At 74.8% G+C, this 15,609-nt stretch carries 14 protein-coding genes; 8 read left to right on the top strand and 6 right to left on the bottom strand.

The window, feature by feature from the left end:
- The first annotated feature begins 134 nt into the window (after positions 1 to 134).
- Positions 135 to 650, top strand: a complete 516-nt coding sequence (locus tag A3CO_RS31395) for a hypothetical protein (protein WP_018332199.1) — start codon at positions 135 to 137, stop codon at positions 648 to 650.
- Here the strand turns inward: A3CO_RS31395 and A3CO_RS0110475 are convergent, their stop codons facing one another.
- From A3CO_RS0110475 to A3CO_RS0110465, 3 genes are all read right to left on the bottom strand, one after another.
- Entirely contained in the window at positions 651 to 2,237 is a 1,587-nt protein-coding gene (locus A3CO_RS0110475) for a thiamine pyrophosphate-binding protein (RefSeq protein ID WP_026204474.1), read from the bottom strand.
- Positions 2,234 to 3,463 carry an MFS transporter gene (locus tag A3CO_RS0110470; protein WP_026204473.1) on the bottom strand — a complete coding sequence of 410 codons (1,230 nt, stop codon included), beginning with the start codon at positions 3,461 to 3,463 and terminating at the stop codon, positions 2,234 to 2,236. Before A3CO_RS0110470 ends, A3CO_RS0110475 begins: the two co-directional genes overlap by 4 nt.
- Positions 3,464 to 3,576: 113 nt before the next feature.
- The gene (locus A3CO_RS0110465) at positions 3,577 to 4,350 is read right to left on the bottom strand and encodes an IclR family transcriptional regulator (protein WP_018332196.1); all 774 of its coding nucleotides are present in this window, start codon (positions 4,348 to 4,350) and stop codon (positions 3,577 to 3,579) included.
- Between the two features lie 164 nt (positions 4,351 to 4,514).
- On the opposite strand from A3CO_RS0110465, the gene A3CO_RS0110460 reads away from it, so the two are divergent.
- The 4 genes from A3CO_RS0110460 to A3CO_RS0110445 are packed head-to-tail and all read left to right on the top strand — an operon-like array spanning position 4,515 to position 7,418.
- Positions 4,515 to 5,390, top strand: a complete 876-nt coding sequence (locus tag A3CO_RS0110460) for a ParA family protein (RefSeq protein ID WP_245561476.1) — start codon at positions 4,515 to 4,517, stop codon at positions 5,388 to 5,390.
- Entirely contained in the window at positions 5,387 to 6,178 is a 792-nt protein-coding gene (locus A3CO_RS0110455) for a segregation and condensation protein A (RefSeq protein ID WP_018332194.1), read from the top strand. Before A3CO_RS0110460 ends, A3CO_RS0110455 begins: the two co-directional genes overlap by 4 nt.
- Before the next feature lie 7 nt (positions 6,179 to 6,185).
- Positions 6,186 to 6,752, top strand: a complete 567-nt coding sequence (gene scpB / locus A3CO_RS0110450) for an SMC-Scp complex subunit ScpB (protein WP_018332193.1) — start codon at positions 6,186 to 6,188, stop codon at positions 6,750 to 6,752.
- A 9-nt stretch (positions 6,753 to 6,761) separates the two neighbouring features.
- Positions 6,762 to 7,418 (top strand): SDR family NAD(P)-dependent oxidoreductase, encoded by a 657-nt coding sequence (locus tag A3CO_RS0110445; protein ID WP_018332192.1) that lies wholly within the window; start codon positions 6,762 to 6,764, stop codon positions 7,416 to 7,418.
- On the opposite strand, the gene A3CO_RS31390 is transcribed toward A3CO_RS0110445, so the two are convergent.
- Positions 7,387 to 8,565, bottom strand: a complete 1,179-nt coding sequence (locus A3CO_RS31390; protein ID WP_018332191.1) for a YbfB/YjiJ family MFS transporter — start codon at positions 8,563 to 8,565, stop codon at positions 7,387 to 7,389. The genes A3CO_RS0110445 and A3CO_RS31390 overlap by 32 nt on opposite strands.
- Before the next feature lie 42 nt (positions 8,566 to 8,607).
- Here A3CO_RS31390 and A3CO_RS0110435 point away from each other — a divergent pair, with 42 nt between their 5' ends.
- The 3 genes from A3CO_RS0110435 to der are packed head-to-tail and all read left to right on the top strand — an operon-like array spanning position 8,608 to position 11,551.
- On the top strand, positions 8,608 to 9,354 hold the full coding sequence (locus A3CO_RS0110435; RefSeq protein ID WP_018332190.1) for a pseudouridine synthase: 747 nt from the start codon (positions 8,608 to 8,610) through the stop codon (positions 9,352 to 9,354).
- 37 nt (positions 9,355 to 9,391) lie between these two features.
- Positions 9,392 to 10,174, top strand: a complete 783-nt coding sequence (cmk, locus tag A3CO_RS0110430; RefSeq protein WP_018332189.1) for a (d)CMP kinase — start codon at positions 9,392 to 9,394, stop codon at positions 10,172 to 10,174.
- A 3-nt stretch (positions 10,175 to 10,177) separates the two neighbouring features.
- Positions 10,178 to 11,551 carry a ribosome biogenesis GTPase Der gene (gene der, locus A3CO_RS31385; protein ID WP_051085909.1) on the top strand — a complete coding sequence of 458 codons (1,374 nt, stop codon included), beginning with the start codon at positions 10,178 to 10,180 and terminating at the stop codon, positions 11,549 to 11,551.
- 17 nt (positions 11,552 to 11,568) lie between these two features.
- On the opposite strand, the gene A3CO_RS0110420 is transcribed toward der, so the two are convergent.
- Positions 11,569 to 15,174 (bottom strand): cytochrome b5 domain-containing protein, encoded by a 3,606-nt coding sequence (locus A3CO_RS0110420; RefSeq protein WP_018332187.1) that lies wholly within the window; start codon positions 15,172 to 15,174, stop codon positions 11,569 to 11,571.
- Complete coding sequence (locus A3CO_RS0110415) at positions 15,167 to 15,607, bottom strand: CBS domain-containing protein (RefSeq protein WP_026204472.1); 441 nt, start codon at positions 15,605 to 15,607, stop codon at positions 15,167 to 15,169. Before A3CO_RS0110415 ends, A3CO_RS0110420 begins: the two co-directional genes overlap by 8 nt.
- Between the last annotated feature and the right edge of the window lie 2 nt (positions 15,608 to 15,609).

Here is a 15,609-nt window from a genome sequence, read left to right as displayed (position 1 = left end):
CAACGGCCCTTGCGGGCAATGGTTGTTGCCTGTCTGGTTGTGTGCCACTGTATTGGGAGCAGCCCCTGTTGCGCACCAGCAGGAGGCTGCTCCGAACGAGTGATGAGCCGGACACCGGCTCGGATCGGACCCGCATGACCACCCTCTCCGCGGCCGTCGACCTCCCGGTCACGGCCCACACGGTGCGTGACGCGCGCACGCTGGTGCTGGACCTGGCCGACAGCTGGGACACCGCCGCCTGCCGCGTCGACCTGGCGCTGCTCATCGACGACCTGACCGACGACGTCGTCTCCCACGCGGGCGGCGAGAACGCCCTGCTGCTGGAACTGACGCTGCACGACCGACTGCTGCGCGTCTCCCTCGCGGACGGCGGCGCCGTCCGACCCGCCGTCGCCGACGCCCTCGTGGGCCGGCTGCCGCTGCTCGGCGCCCTCGCGGAGCGCTGGGGACACGAGCCCTACCAGGGAGGGCGCCGCGTCTGGTTCGAGCTGGACTCCGACCCGTCGGCCCCGGAGGACGGCGTCGACCTCACCCCGGACACCGCGGACCGCATCCGGCGGCTGCTCGGGACGGACCCCGACCCCACGTCGCCCAGGGTGCGGCGGCGGATCGGCCGCCGGGTCCGCGCCGTGTGGGACGCGTTGGCCTGACTACCGGGCTTCCTCGCGCAGGTTGCAGACCACCACGTGCGGCGCCGTCCGCCCGGCGAGTCCCGGGACGACCTCGTCGAGCACCCCGGTGAGCTCGTCGACGGTGCCGACCCGCTGCGCCGGGCACCCCAGCCCGCGCGCGACGGCGGCCACGTCCACCTCGTCGAAGCCCGGCCACGGCGCCTTCCCGCCGGCGGCCGCGGCCAGCCGGTCCATGATCGCGTACCGGCCGTTGTCCAGGACGAGCACGAGCACGCCCACCCCGTAGTGCGCGGCACTCCACAGCGCCTGGACGCCGTAGAGCGTCGACCCGTCGCCGACGACCGCGACCACCGGCCGGTCCGGCGCGCCCATCCGGACCCCGATCGACGCGGGCACCCCGAACCCCAGTCCGCCCTGGGCCGCGGAGAGGAAGCCGAGCGGCGCCCGGGCCGGGACGAGGCGGTGCAGGTCCGGCCGCGACGACGGCGTCTCCTCGACGACGACGGCGTCGGCCGGCAGTCGCGCGGCGAGCGCGGTGAACACGGTGGGTGCGTCGAGCCGGGCCCCGTGAGGGGAACCCTCGCGCGCTCTCGCGGCCCGAGGGTTCCTCTCGCGCGGCGTGGTGGGGAGGGCGGCCGTCAGCGCGGCGACCGTCGCCGCGGGGTCGGCGAGCACGGCCAGGTCGGCCCGGCTGTGGTGGACGTCCTCGGCGTCGTCGGAGACCAGCAGCACGGTGGTGCCGGGCTCGACCAGCTCGCCCGGGGCGTACTGGTACTGCCGGAACACGGGGGCGCCGACGACGAGCACGAGGTCGTGCCCGGCGAGGGTCGCGCGCAGGGCCGCGCGGTCGGGCGGCAGGTGCCCGACGAAGAGCGGGTGGTCCTGCGGGAACCCGGCGCGCGCCGCGAAGGCCTCCTGGTGGACCGGGAGGTCGAGGCGTTCGGCGAGCTCGACCAGGGCTGCCCACGCCGGCGCCGAGTCGGCGTCCGCCCCGACGACGAGCACCGGCGACCGGGCTGCGGCCAGGTGGGTCGCGAGCTCCCGCACTGACCCGTCGTCGGGACGCAGGCCCCGACGGACGACGACGGGGGAGGGGAGGGCGCGGGGGTCGGCCTCGGCGGCCCAGTCGTCGCTGGGGACGGTCACGACGGCGGGTCCGCGCGCCGCGGTGGCCTCGTGGAAGGCGCGGTCGAGGGCGCCCGGGACGTCCTGGGGCCGCGAGGGGGAGGACCACCACACCGGGTAGGAGCCGGCGAGGCCGTCGAGGTCGCCCGCGAGGAACGGGCGGGACGCCAGGTGGCGCCGGTCCTGCTGTCCGACGAGGACGACGAGCGGGGTCCGGTTGACCCGGGCGGTCGCGAGGGCGCCCACGGCGTTGCCGAGCCCCGCCGTCGTGTGCAGGACGACGAGGGCGGGGCGGTCGGTCGCGGTGGCGTAGCCGGTCGCGAGCCCGACGACCGAGCCCTCGTGCAGGGCGAGCACGAAGTCGAGGTCGTCGGGCAGGTCGGTGAGCAGCGTGATCTCGGTCGACCCGGGGTTGGCGAAGACGCGGTCGAGGCCGCGCCGGCGCAGGACGTCGAACGCGGCCTCGCGGACGGTGCTCAGGACGCCGCCCGGTCGCGTTCGACGGTGGTCGCGGCGAGGTCCGGCGCGGGTTCGGTGCGGCGGACGAACACGACGGCGACGGCGCCGAGCGCGGCGACCAGGGCGAAGAAGTAGAAGCCCCACGGGTAGGCCACCCCACCGGCGACGAGCGCGCCGGTGAAGGCCGGGCCGGAGATTGCGCCGAGGCGTCCGACCCCGCTCGCCGAGCCCAGCGCCGAGCCCCGGACGGCCGCCGGGTAGATGCGCCCGACCCAGCTGTAGACCAGCACCTGCGAGGAGAAGACGAAGATGCCGGCGAGCAGGATCGCGACGTAGACGACCGCGCCCGGCAGCCGGATCGAGAGCAGCGCGAGGAACACCGCGGCGACCGCGAACCAGGTGATGGTGGCGGGGCGGACGCCGATGCGGTCGGCCACCTTCCCGCCGATCAGCAGGCCGATCACGGCCCCGACGTTCAGCGCGAGCAGCTGGAACAGGGCCTGCGTGAGGGCGTAGCCGGCGAGCCGCATGATCTCGGGCAGCCACGTGTTGAGGCCGTACACGAGCAGCAGGCCCATGAACGACGCGACCCAGAAGGCGACCGTGGCCACCCCGTACCCGCCGCGGAACAGGTCGCTCAGGGGGTTCTTCCGGCCCGCCGCGGTGTCCCGCGCGACCGGGGCCTCGTCGGCGGGGAGCCGGCGCGCCATGAGCGGCACGAGCAGGAGGGCCGGCAGCGCACCGGCCACGAACATGAACTGCCAGCCGAGGCTCGTCACCAGCAGGGCGCCCAGCAGGGAGGCGGCGACCGCCCCGACGTGGTAGCCGGTCATGAGGATCGTGGTGGCGGAGTTGCCACGGCTCGGCGGGGCGTGCTCGGCGGTCATCGCGAGGGCGACGGGCAGCACCCCGCCGAGCGGCACACCGGCGAGGAAGCGGAGGGTGCCGAGCATCCCGGCGTCCGGCGCGAGTGCGCAGGCCGCCCCGAGCAGCGAGAACGCCGCCACGCAGACGATCAGGGTGCGGCGCCGGCCCCACACGTCGGCCACGGGCCCGACGGCCAGAGCCCCGACCATGACGCCGAGCAGGCCGATGGTGGCCACCGTGGTCGCGCTGCCGGCACTCAGGGCGAAGACCGGGTCGCGGCGCAGGACCGGGATGACGACGCCGAGGACGACGAGGTCGTACCCCTCGAGCGCCACGGCCGACCAGGCGAGCCAGCGGACCCATGTCGTTGACGGCGTCATCACTGCCACCTTCCTGCCGTGACGTCCGTGTCAAGGCGTGCGCGGAGTATGGGAGCGGTGACCTGATCAGGTCACCGCTTCCTCCCACTGGACGGAAGATCGGCTGACCGGATTCAGTGCGGGCGCGACCCCAGGTTCCGCGAGGCCGTCGCGGCCGCGACCTTCACGGCCGGCACGAAGGCGGGGAGCGGGGACACGGCCGGCACCACCACCCCGAGTGCGGCCACGACGGTGCCGTCGGCGGCGACGACCGGGGCGGCGACCGACGACGCGCCCTCGGTCATCTCCTCGCGGGACAGGCAGTGCCCACTCCGACGGATCCCGTCGAGCGCGGCGCGCAGCGCGGCCGGCTCCGTGATCGTGCCGGGCGCGAGCCGGGGGAGGCCCCGGGCGATCACCTCCTCGACGAACGCCGCCGGGGCATGGGCGAGCAGCACCTTGCCGGGCCCGCTGGCGTGCAGCGGCATGTCACGGCCCACGCGGGAGCGCACGGTGAGGGGCTCCCGCCCGGCCAGGCGTTCCACGAACAGGGCCCGGTGGCCGTCGCGCACCACGAGGTGCACGACGTGGCCGGTCACGGCCGCGAGGTCCTGCATCGGGGCGAGCGCGGCCTCCCGCAGCGTCCGCGCGGCCGGCGCGAGGGCGCCGATCCGCCACAGCCGGAGCCCGACGCGGTAGCGCCCGCGCCCGACGCGCTCGAGGGCGCCCCAGGCCACGAGCTCGGCCACGATGCGGTGCGCGGTGGCCGGCGGGAGACCGGTCAGGGTGACGATGTCGGCGAGGGCGAGCTCGGGCGAGGCGTCGGTGAAGGCTCCGAGCACGGTCAGCGCACGGCCGAGGACGGAGCGTGGTGGTCCGTCCTCCGGGGCGTCGGCAGGCGGAGACATGGCCCCCGGGGTCCCCCGGAAGCGCTTCCGTCACACGTCGGCGCGTCATGATGGCTCCGGTCGGGCCCCCCTCCTAGCCTGGGCGCACGACGGGGACGCGGGGTCACCCGGAGGGAGGACGATCACGGATGTCGGCACCTCTCTTCGACGCCGAGTCGCTCCGGATGGGGGAGCCGGCTCGACCGGACGTGGCCGCACCCGTCGTCGCGGAGGTCCCCGACCCGTCGTCGCGACCCCACCGGGAGATCCCGACGCCCGCGCCGCTCTCCGGGCACGGCCCGGCGACGGTCCTCGCGATGTGCAACCAGAAGGGCGGGGTCGGCAAGACGACCTCGACGATCAACCTCGGCGCGGCGCTGGCCGAGTACGGCCGCAAGGTGCTGCTCGTCGACTTCGACCCGCAGGGCGCCCTCTCGGTGGGCCTCGGGGTCCAGCCGCACGAGCTCGACACCACCATCTACAACCTGATCATGGAGCGGCGCGTCACGCTGGACGACGTCGTGCTGCGCACCGGGGTCGAGGGGCTGGACCTGCTGCCCAGCAACATCGACCTGTCGGCCGCCGAGGTGCAGCTGGTCAGCGAGGTCGGGCGCGAGCAGACGCTGGGGCGCGTGCTCGCCCCCGCGCTGCCGCACTACGACTTCGTGCTCGTGGACTGCCAGCCCTCGCTCGGCCTGCTCACCGTCAACGCGCTGGCCTGCGCGCACGGCGTGCTCATCCCCCTCGAGTGCGAGTACTTCTCGCTGCGCGGGGTGGCGCTGCTGATGGACACGATCGAGAAGGTGCAGGACCGGTTGAACCCCGACCTCGAGATCACCGGCATCCTGGCCACCATGTACGACCCGCGCACCCTGCACACCCGCGAGGTCATGGCCCGCGTGGTGGAGGCGTTCGGCGACCTCGTCTTCGACACCGTCATCAACCGGACGGTGCGGTTCCCGGAGACGACGGTGGCCGGCGAGCCGATCACCAAGTGGGCCTCCCGCTCCCAGGGGGCCGAGGCCTACCGGGCGCTCGCGCGAGAGGTCATCGCCCGGTGACCCTCGCCCCGGAGCGCACCGGTTTCCAGGTCACCCTGCACAACTTCACGGGACCGTTCGACCTGCTCCTGCAGCTCATCGGCCGCCACGAGCTCGACGTCACCGAGGTCGCGCTCTCGCGCGTCACCGACGACTTCATCGCCTACACCGCCGCCCTCGGCGGGTCGGCCGACCTGGAGGAGACCACCGGGTTCCTCGTCGTCGCGGCCACCCTGCTCGACCTCAAGGCGGCACGGCTGCTGCCCAGCGCCGAGGTGGAGGACGAGGACGACCTGGCGCTGCTCGAGGCCCGCGACGTGCTCTTCGCGCGGCTGCTGCAGTACCGGGCCTACCAGCAGGTCGCGGCGCTGTTCCGGGAGCTGGAGTCCTCGGCGCGGCTGCGCTACCCGCGGGCGGTGTCGCTCTCCCCGGAGCTCGCCTCGCTGCTGCCGCCGGTCGAGCTCGGGGTCGACGCCGCGGGCTTCGCCGAGATCGCCGCCGCCGTCTTCCGGCCCGCCCCGCCGCCGACCGTGGGCCTCGACCACCTGCACGCGCCGAGCGTCTCCGTCCCCGAGCAGGTCGTCATCATGAGCGGGCGGCTGGAAGCCGCAGGCCAGCTGACGTTCGCGGAGCTGTGCGCGGACTGCGAGCACGGCGTCGAGGTGGTCGGCCGGTTCCTCGGCGTGCTCGAGATGTACCGCTCCCGCCAGGTCGCCCTCGACCAGGACGAGGCGTTCGCCGAGCTCGCCGTCCGGTGGGCGCCCGACTCCGAGGACCGCGGGACGGCGGCGCCGGACCCCGGTGAATGAGCGAGGCATGAGCTCTCCCGACGACGAGCTCCCCGGGCTCGGACGCGACGCCGAGCTGGACGCCGCGCTCGAGGCCGTCCTCATGGTCGTCGACGCCCCGGTGCCCGCGAGTCAGCTCGCCGAGGTCCTCGAACAACCCGCCGCCCGGGTGACCGCCGCGCTGGAGCGACTCGCCGGCTCCTACGCGGAGCACGGCTTCGAGCTCCGCCGCACCGAGGAGGGCTGGCGCTACGCCTCCCGGGCCCGGTTCGCGCCGTACGTCGAGCGCTTCGTCCTCGACGGGCAGCGCGCCCGGCTGACCCGTGCGGCCCTGGAGACCCTCGCCGTCGTCGCCTACCGGCAGCCGGTCACCCGCGCGCGCGTCTCGGCGGTGCGCGGGGTGAACGTGGACGGCGTCATGCGCACGCTCACCGCGCGTGGCCTGATCGTCGAGGCGGGTGTGGACGGAGCCACCGGGGGAACGCTGTACCGGACCACGGAGCTGTTCCTGGAGCGCCTCGGGCTCGGCTCGCTCGACGAGCTGCCCCCGATCGCCCCGCTGCTGCCCGAGGTCGACGACATCGACGAGCTGTAGGGAGCACACGTGGCCGGGCTGGTCATCGTCGGAGTGGGACCGGGGATCGGGACGTCCGTGGCGAAGCGGTTCGCGCGGGAGGGCTTCACGGTCGGGCTGATCGCCCGGCGCGAGGAGACCGTGGCCGCCGCGGCGGAGGCGACCGGCGGCACCACCTGGACCCGGACCGCGGACGCGACCGACGAGAAGGCGCTGCGCGCCGCGCTGCGGGCGTTCGTCGACGCGCACGGCACCCCGGACGTCGTCGTCTACAACGCGGCGATCATCCGCACGGACGAGCCCGGTGAGCTCGACCAGGCGACGATGCTCGACACCTACGCGGTCAACGTCGTCGGGGCGATCACGACGGCGGGGGAGCTGCTGCCGGAGATGGCGGCCTCCGAGGCCCCCGGTTCCGCTGCGCGGCGCGGCGGACCCACCTACGTCATCACCTCCGGCATGGTCCGCCCCGACCCGGCCTTGACGAGCCTGTCGCTGGGCAAGGTGGGGGTGCGCGGGCTGGTGGAGCTGCTCAACGCCTGGCGCCCCGAGGTCCACACGGCGTCGGTGACGGTCGGCGGGCCGGTCGAGCCCGGCGGCCGGTGGGACCCCGACGAGATCGCCGAGCACTACTGGGAGCTGCACACCCGCGCGGTCACCGACCAGGAGGTCCGGCACGGCTGCTGAGCCGGGCCGGCGGGATCGCCACGAGGGTCGCGGCGACGACGAGCGCGCCCCCGAGCGCGAGGGCGGGCCGGGCGTCGTCGCCGCTGGTCAGGGCCACGAGCACCGGGCCGATCACCTGCCCCACGCCGTACAGCGCGGAGAACACCGCGACGACGGGTCCCGCGCCGCGGCCCGCGAGCGTCCGGGCCAGCGGCAGGGTCAGCAGGACGATGCCGACGAAGGTCCCGCCGAACACGACCGCCGAGACCACGACGGCGACCGGTGACGCCACGACCGCGGGCAGCGCCAGCCCCACCGCCTGCACCGCGAGCGCGGTGAGCAGCGCCGGGCCCCGGCCGCGACGGGCGGCGACCCGCGCCCACAGCACGCAGGACGGCACGCCCGCGAGGCCCGCGATCGTCCAGCTGCCCGCGGCCACCCAGGGCGGGCCGATGTCGGTCGCCACGTCCACGAGGAACGTGCCGGTGATGATGTAGCCCGCGCCCTCGAGGAAGTAGGCCAGGCCGAGCGCCACGAGCAGCGCCGTCCGCGGGGGCGGGCCCGCCGTGTCCGCGTCGTCGTCGGTGGTCGGCAGCCGCGCGAGGTGCAGCGCGACCAGGCCCAGGACCAGGGCGAGCACCGCGGCCGCCCACCAGGTCGCGGGCCACCTGCCGAGGGCCGCGGCCGGTGGCGTCACGAGGCCCGACAGCGCGATCCCGCCGCCGACGCCCCCGAACACCCAGCCCGCGAGGTCGTCGCGGTCGCGGCGGCGCAGCAGCGTGAGCACGAGGTCGGCCGCGGTGACGAACGCGAACGCGCTGGCCACCCCGGAGAGCCCCCGGGCCACCGACCACACGGCGAAGTCCGTCGAGAGCGGCATGGCGGCGAGGGTGAGCACCGTCAGGACCAGACCCGCCGTCAGGAAGGCCCCGCGCCGGCGGCGGACGACCGGGGCGGCGGCGAGGACGCAGCCGACGAGGTAGCCGAGGTAGTTCGCGGCGGCGAGCAGGCCCGCGTCGGCGGTCGACAGGCCCGCGCCGGCGCCCATCACCGGGATGATCGGGGTGAAGACGAACCGCCCGACGCCCATCGCGGCGGCGAGCGCGGCGGCCCCGGCGGCGACGGCGGGCCCGAGGCGCGGGCGGGCCGCGACGGTCGACGTCGACACGGTCCCGGAGCCTAACGCCGCGACCCACTACCCTGGAGTCCCGTGACCGAGGGTGAGCAGGGAGTCCGCCTGCAGAAGGTGCTCAGCGAGGCCGGCGTGGCCTCGCGGCGGCAGGCCGAGATCCTGATGCGCCAGGGTCGGGTGGAGGTCGACGGCAAGGTCGTCACGGAGATGGGCCGGCGCGTCGATCCCGACGTCAACGTCATCCACGTCGACGGCAGCCGCATCGTCACCGACGTCGAGACCGTGCACCTCGCGCTGAACAAGCCCGAGGGGATGCTCTCGACGATGTGGGACGAGAACGGCCGGCGCTGCGTCGGCGACGTGGTGCTGGAGAAGGCGGGTTCGACGAAGGGGCTCTTCCACGTCGGCCGGCTCGACGCGGCCACCGAGGGCCTGCTGCTGCTGACCAACGACGGCGAGCTCGCGAACCGGCTGATGCACCCCTCCTACGAGGTGCCCAAGACCTACCTCGCCGAGATCCGCACGCCCGTCGCCAAGGACCTCGGCAAGCGCCTGCGCGAGGGGGTCGAGCTCGACGACGGGCCGGCCGCGGTGGACAGCTTCAAGGTGGTCGACCGGTCGGGCGCGCGGGTGATGGTCGAGGTGGTGCTCCACGAGGGGCGCAACCGGATCGTGCGCCGCATCTTCGAGGCCGTCGACAAGCCCGTCGAGCGCCTGGTGCGCACCGCGGTGGGTGACGTCCGTCTCGGGGACCAGCGTCCGGGCACGTTGCGCAAGCTCGGACGCGACGAGGTGGGAGCGCTTTACCACGCGGTGGGCCTCTAGGTCGCTCCATCAGGCACAATGGACTCCCGGACGGGTCGTGGTCGACGTTCGGGAGGCGCTGGTCGTGGAGAAGGTCCTGCAGGGAGTCGTGGCGGTCGACGGACCGTCGGGCACCGGCAAGTCGACGACCGCCCGCGGCCTGGCGATGCGCCTGGGGGCCCGCTACCTCGACACCGGCGCGATGTACCGGGCGGCCACCCTCGCGGTGATGCGCTCCGGGGTCGCGCCCGACGCCACGACCACGGACGCCGACGGCCACGACGAGGCCGTCGCGGTGGCGCTCGCGGCCGACCTGGTGATGTCCACCGACCCGGCCGAGCCGCGGGTGCGGCTGGGCGGCGAGGACGTCGCCGCCGAGATCCGCGGCGTCGAGGTCACCCGGAACGTCTCGGCCATCTCGGCGCTGACCGAGGTGCGCCGCCACCTGGTCGACGAGCAGCGGCGGATCATCGCCGAGGCGCACGACGACGGGTCGGGCATCGTCGTCGAGGGCCGCGACATCGGCACCGTCGTCGCCCCGGACGCCGACCTGAAGATCTATCTCGTGGCGTCGGACACCGTCCGTGCCGGGCGGCGCAGCGCGGAGGACACCTCCGCCGGGCGCGCCACCGACGCCACCACCACGGGCGCCGACCTCGCCCGCCGGGACCGTCTCGACTCCTCCCGCGCCGCGTCACCGCTGCGCGCCGCGGAGGACGCCGTCGAGGTCGACACCTCGGCGCTCGACGTCGAGGGCGTCCTGGACCGACTCGAGGAACTCGCCGCCGAGCGCGGCATGCTGGTCTCCGCGCTGGTACACACCAGCGCCGACGGAAGGTAAGACGTGACGCAGGAACTACCTGCGGATTTTGACCTGCCCGAGCACGACTCCGAGCGCCCGGCCCAGCCGGTGCTCGCGGTCGTCGGGCGTCCGAACGTCGGCAAGTCGACGTTGGTCAACCGCATCATCGGCCGCCGGGAGGCGGTCGTCCAGGACGTCCCCGGCGTGACCCGCGACCGGGTCGCCTACGACGCCCTGTGGAACGGACGGCGCTTCACCCTGGTCGACACCGGGGGCTGGACGCCCGACGCCAAGGGCATGCAGGCCGCCATCTCGGCGCAGGCCGAGACGGCGATGGCCACGGCCGACGCGATCCTGCTCGTCGTCGACGGGCAGGTGGGCGCGACCTCGGTCGACGAGGCCGTCGCGCGCACGCTGCGCCGGTCCGACCGCCCGGTGCTGCTGTGCGCCACCAAGGTCGACGACGAGCGCGGGCTCGGCGAGATCGCCGCGCTGTGGCGCCTCGGGCTCGGCGAGCCGCACCCGGTGTCGGGGCTGCACGGCCGCGGCTCGGGCGACCTGCTCGACGCCGTGCTCGACGTGCTGCCCGAGTCGCCGCGCGACGACGTCGACCTCGAGGGCGGTCCGCGCCGGGTGGCGCTCGTGGGCAAGCCCAACGTCGGCAAGTCCTCGCTGCTCAACCAGCTGACCGGCGAGAACCGCTCGGTCGTCGACGCGACGGCGGGCACGACGACGGACCCGGTCGACTCGCTCGTCGAGATCGACGGCGAGGTCTGGCAGCTCGTCGACACCGCCGGCCTGCGCCGCAAGGTCCACCAGGCCTCGGGCATGGAGTACTACGCCTCGCTGCGCACCAAGGCCGCGATCGAGGCGGCCGAGGTGACCGTGCTGCTGCTCGACGCCTCCGAGCCGATCAGCGAGCAGGACCTCCGGGTCGCCACGCAGGTCACCGAGTCCGGCCGCGCGCTGGTGCTCGCGATGAACAAGTGGGACCTCGTCGACGACGACCGCCGCGACGCCATGAAGCGCGAGCTGGAGCGGGCGCTCGTCCGGTTCCCGTGGGTCGAGCGGGTCAACATCTCCGCGAAGACCGGCCGCGCCGTGCGCAAGCTCGCGCCCGCGATGCGCACGGCCCTGCAGAACTGGGACCGCCGCATCCCGACCGGCCAGCTCAACCAGTGGCTCGCCGACATCGTCGCCGCCACCCCGCCGCCGGTGCGCGGCGGGAAGCAGCCGAAGATCCTCTACGCGACGCAGGCGCAGAGCCGCCCGCCGACGTTCGTGCTGTTCACCTCGGGCTTCCTCGAGGCGGGCTACCGGCGGTTCCTGGAGCGCCGACTCCGCGAGACCTTCGAGCTCAAGGGCACGCCGATCCAGATCAACGTGCGCGTCCGGGAGAAGCGCAAGAAGTCCTGAGGCCGGACCGGCTCGGGTCACGGGACGAGGGGCGCCCCGTGACCCGGGATGCCGCGGTCGGGCGCCGGGGCCGGTAGCGGCGGCGCGCCGACGAAGCCGATGAAGCCGGTGGCCCCCGCGTGCGCCGCGACGCGACGGTCGTACTCGGCGACGGCCGCCAGCACCTGCGCGAGAGCGGCCAGGAGGACCTCGCCCGCGTGCTCGACCACGGTCGCCTCGTGGGTCTCGAAGGCGATCACGCCGTCGCGCAGCGCGGCGCGCAGCGCGGCGAGGAGGCGTCGGTCGTCCTGCTCCACGAACCGGCACATCGCCGGAGCGCGGGGGGAGCGCACCCCCGCACGCAGCGCCGCCATCGCGTCGAGGGCCGTCCGGTGGTCCGGGTCGTCACGCCGGACGGCGACTCCCGCGGCGAACCAGCCGAGCGCGCGGTGCGGGGCGCAGAAGGCGGTGGTGAGCTCCGCGAGGGTCGCCAGCTCGTCGTCGAGCAGGCCGTCCAGGTAGCTCACCCGGAACCGCCGGTGCGTCTCGGCGAGGAACTGGGCGACGTACGGGGTCGGGACGGTCCCCGCGGCGAAGCCGTAGTCGTTGACCAGCGCGTTGTCCATCTCGACCACGAGGTAGAGGGCCCGCACCCACGCCGTGAACAGCTGCTCCAGCGCGAGCGGGCGCAGGCCGTCGGGACCGAGCACCACCGCCCATGCGGAGCCGAACGCGAGCCGGCGCATCGGCCCGAGCTCGTACATCCCGAGCATCGAGTCGACCTCGGGGCGCTCGTGGTGCAGGACCCCGCGGTAGGCGCCGGTCGCGTCGGTGCCCACGTGGGCGCGCAGGATCTCCACCCCGCCGACGTGCTGCGCGGCGAACTCGGTGACGTCGTAGACCGTGCCCGAGATCGCCATCCACGAGCTGTCGGGTCGGATGTGCTCGACGAGCGTCGAGACGTCGATCGGCGCGCGGGCGCGCGCGTGCCCGCCGTAGGTGGTGAAGACGTCCTGGGCGTAGCGGCCCTCCGCGATCAGCCGCCGCACCGTGTCGGTCCCGGCCGCCCGGCCCACGGTCGCCATCACCGTCGCAGCGACGTCCGCCCGCCCGCACACGTAGAGGTGTCCCCGCTCGGCGATCCCGGCCAGCAGCGCGCTCCGCTCGGCCAGCAGGGCGTCGAGCCGCCGGGCGCGTCCCGGCACCACGACGTGGCCGTCACCGTCGAACTCCAGCGCCTCGTCGGCCCGCGAGAACGCCACCTCCAGGGTCAGCACCCCGGCGCGCACCCAGCGGTCGAGGTCGGGGAGGGCGACGAGGTCGGCCGCACTGCGCACGCCGAGGAGCAGGGTCGTCGGACCGGCGGCGGGGTCGGCCGCCCGGGCGGCGCAGAAACCGAGGAACGGCGCGATCCCGGAGCCGGCGGCCACCATCACGACCGGCACCGACCCGTCGTCGGGAAGGCGGAAGCGCGGGGTGGGCACGACGGTCAGGGCGAGGTCCTTGTGCCGGTACCGCGGTCCGGTCATCCGGTGCAGGAACGACGACGCCGACCCGTGCCGCTCGCGCGGGTAGGACCACGTGGTCCGCTCGGTCGCGTACGCGAGGTTCCCGACGACGAGGCGGAGCCGGTCCGACCCGTCGGGTGCGCTCGCGAGGGAGTAGAGCCGGTGCACCTCGGGCGGCACCACCCGGCAGAGGCTCTCGGGGGAGTCCGGGGCGGCGCGCCAGAGCCGGGTGACGTCGAACCCGCCGGACGCGAGCAGCCCGAGCACGTCGTCGAGCTCCCACTGGTCCTCCATCCGGGCGTCCACGATCCGGCGGAGCGGCCCGTTGGCCGACAGGGCGACGAGCCGCTTCGCCACTCCGCGCGTCATCGGCCGGATGCGGCCCTGGACGAGGACCGAGCGCAGCGGGAGGACGTCCACCGCCCCACCACCGCGGGCGGCCACCGCGGCCCGCCAGTCGGTGGTGAGGGCGACGATCTCGTCGCCGGTCGCGCGCAACGCGGCGAGCGTGCGGCGGACCAGGTCGTCGTCGTTCTCGGCCAGCACCCCGAGGCGGTCCCCGGGTTCGTACTGCACGCCCTGTCCCGCCACGTCGATGTCGATGACGGCGGTGCCGCCCGGGGTGACCGTCCGTCCCGGGAGCACCCGGCCGCGGACGATCGGGCGGCCCGTGGCGGGCCACCGCTCGTCGCGGACCTCGGCGAGCTCGGCGTCGATGACCTCCCACGTCTTGTCGCGGAAGAGCCCGGTGAACCGGGCTCCGGTCGTGACCGCCCGCCCCACGGTGAAGGCGACCTCGAGGAACCCGTAGGCCTTGACCCGGTGCAGTCCCATCCAGCCGTGGTCGCCGGCGTAGGCGTCGAGCACGGCGTCCCAGAGCCCCACCAGGTCGCCGTCGCCGGACCCGGCCACGACGTCGGCGACCGACACCTCGGTCAGGGCCTCGACGACCGCCGTCCAGTGCCGGGGAAACCCGGCGCGCAGCGCGAGGCTCTGCTGCCCGACCGTCGTGGCGTACGCGCCCCGCCCGAAGAACGCGTCCATGGCGTGGAACTGCGGCTGGGCGGTCCCGGCCGGGCTCGGCGCGCCGTCGAGGATCGGGACCCCGGCGATCCCGACGGTCTTCGCCCACAGGACCTGGTTGCAGTGGGTGAGGCTCGCGGGATTGGGGTCGATCTGCGGGTAGATCGTGCGCGTGAGGTGGCGGAAGGTCGCCAGGATCGCGGTGAGCTCGGTCCGGAGGGCGGCGAGGTCGGCGGCGACGGCGGACTCCTGGGCCCGCACCATCGCCCCGAGGACGGGCGCGAGCTCCATCGCGAACTCGGTGGTCACCAGATAGAAGATCCGCTCGGCGTCGTTGCCCCAGGTCGGCACGAGCAGGTCGAGGTTCGCGAGGCGCCGTGGACCGGCCGGGTCACGCAGCCGCCAGTTGTAGAGGAACAGGTCGACGTAGGACACGGAGGGCACCGGCTTGCCCAGCCGCTCGGACACCTGACGCCAGGGCCGTTCGACGGCCTCGGGCAGCGCCGCCGGCGGGTCGATCTCCGCGTACCAGTAGGCGTGGGCGAGGATCCCGAGCAGCGTGGACGCCCGGAACAGGTAGCGGTCGGGCAGCGACGCGGCGTCCGCGTCGAGCAGGGGCAGCCGGTCGACGACGGGCCGGGTCTCGAGCCGGGTGAAGAGCAGGGGGATCCGCTCGGCGAGCTCGTCCCACGCCCGGTGGCTGGCGGGGAGCGCGGTGAGTGGGGGTTCCCGGGGCAGGAAGCCGTGGTCGAAGGACAGGAACCCGCCGAGCTCGTCGTGGGCCGCCTCGACGACCTGGCGGGCCCGGTTCGTCGGGCGCTCGGTGAACGTCCAGGTCACGTGGCTCTCGCCGAGCACCATCGTGTCGTCGGCCCGCAGCGGGTGCCGGTCGACGGCCTCGTCGCCGATCCAGGTGCCGTTCGCGCTGGCCAGGTCGACCAGCACCACACGGTGTCCCTCGGCCTCCAGCCGCGCGTGCCGGCGCGACACCATCCGGTCGGCGATCGCGACGTCCGCCGTGGCCGGGTCGCGCCCCAGCACCGCCGGCAGCGACGCCCGGTGCTCCTCGCGTCCGCCGTCGGGACGGGTGACGACGAGGCGGACCTCAGGCATGGGCGAGCACCGCGCGGCACAGGTCCGTGCGGGAGACGGTCCCGCAGAGGCGTCCGTCCTCGACCACGGGGAGCCGCCGGATGCGGCGGTCGGCCATGACCACCGCGGCCGCCGTCAGGTCGTCCGTCGGCCGCAGTGTGATCGCGTCGGTGATCACCAACGCGTCGACCTCCCGGCCGGCGAGCTCGTGCCCCCGGGCGACGAACGCCGCGAAGGCCGCGGCGATCGACCCGGCCTCGCGGACGTCGTCGGCACGCGGGAGCACCGCGCGGACCACGTCGCCTTCGGACAGGACACCGACGAACCGGCCGTCGTGGTCGAGGACCATGAGCTGTCCGACCTCGGAGCTGCCGATGAGCTCGGCCGCCCGTCGCAGCTCGGCGCCCAGCCGGATCGTAGGGGGGAACCGGGTCATCACTTCGTCGACGCGCATCC

Origin of the sequence: Actinomycetospora chiangmaiensis DSM 45062 (genome assembly GCF_000379625.1) — a bacterium.
Lineage (GTDB): Bacteria > Actinomycetota > Actinomycetes > Mycobacteriales > Pseudonocardiaceae > Actinomycetospora > Actinomycetospora chiangmaiensis.
The sequence above is the reverse complement of the archived record's forward strand: the minus strand, read 5'-3'. Positions and strand labels throughout refer to the sequence as shown.

Coding starts and splice junctions, on each gene's coding strand:
- A3CO_RS0110415 (WP_026204472.1), bottom strand. CDS start 15,607: ATGCGCGTCGACGAAGTGATGACCCGGTTCCCCCCTACGATCCGGCTG.
- A3CO_RS0110470 (WP_026204473.1), bottom strand. CDS start 3,463: ATGACGCCGTCAACGACATGGGTCCGCTGGCTCGCCTGGTCGGCCGTG.
- A3CO_RS31395 (WP_018332199.1), top strand. CDS start 135: ATGACCACCCTCTCCGCGGCCGTCGACCTCCCGGTCACGGCCCACACG.
- A3CO_RS0110420 (WP_018332187.1), bottom strand. CDS start 15,174: ATGCCTGAGGTCCGCCTCGTCGTCACCCGTCCCGACGGCGGACGCGAG.
- A3CO_RS0110460 (WP_245561476.1), top strand. CDS start 4,515: ATGGGGGAGCCGGCTCGACCGGACGTGGCCGCACCCGTCGTCGCGGAG.
- scpB (WP_018332193.1), top strand. CDS start 6,186: ATGAGCTCTCCCGACGACGAGCTCCCCGGGCTCGGACGCGACGCCGAG.
- A3CO_RS0110465 (WP_018332196.1), bottom strand. CDS start 4,350: ATGTCTCCGCCTGCCGACGCCCCGGAGGACGGACCACCACGCTCCGTC.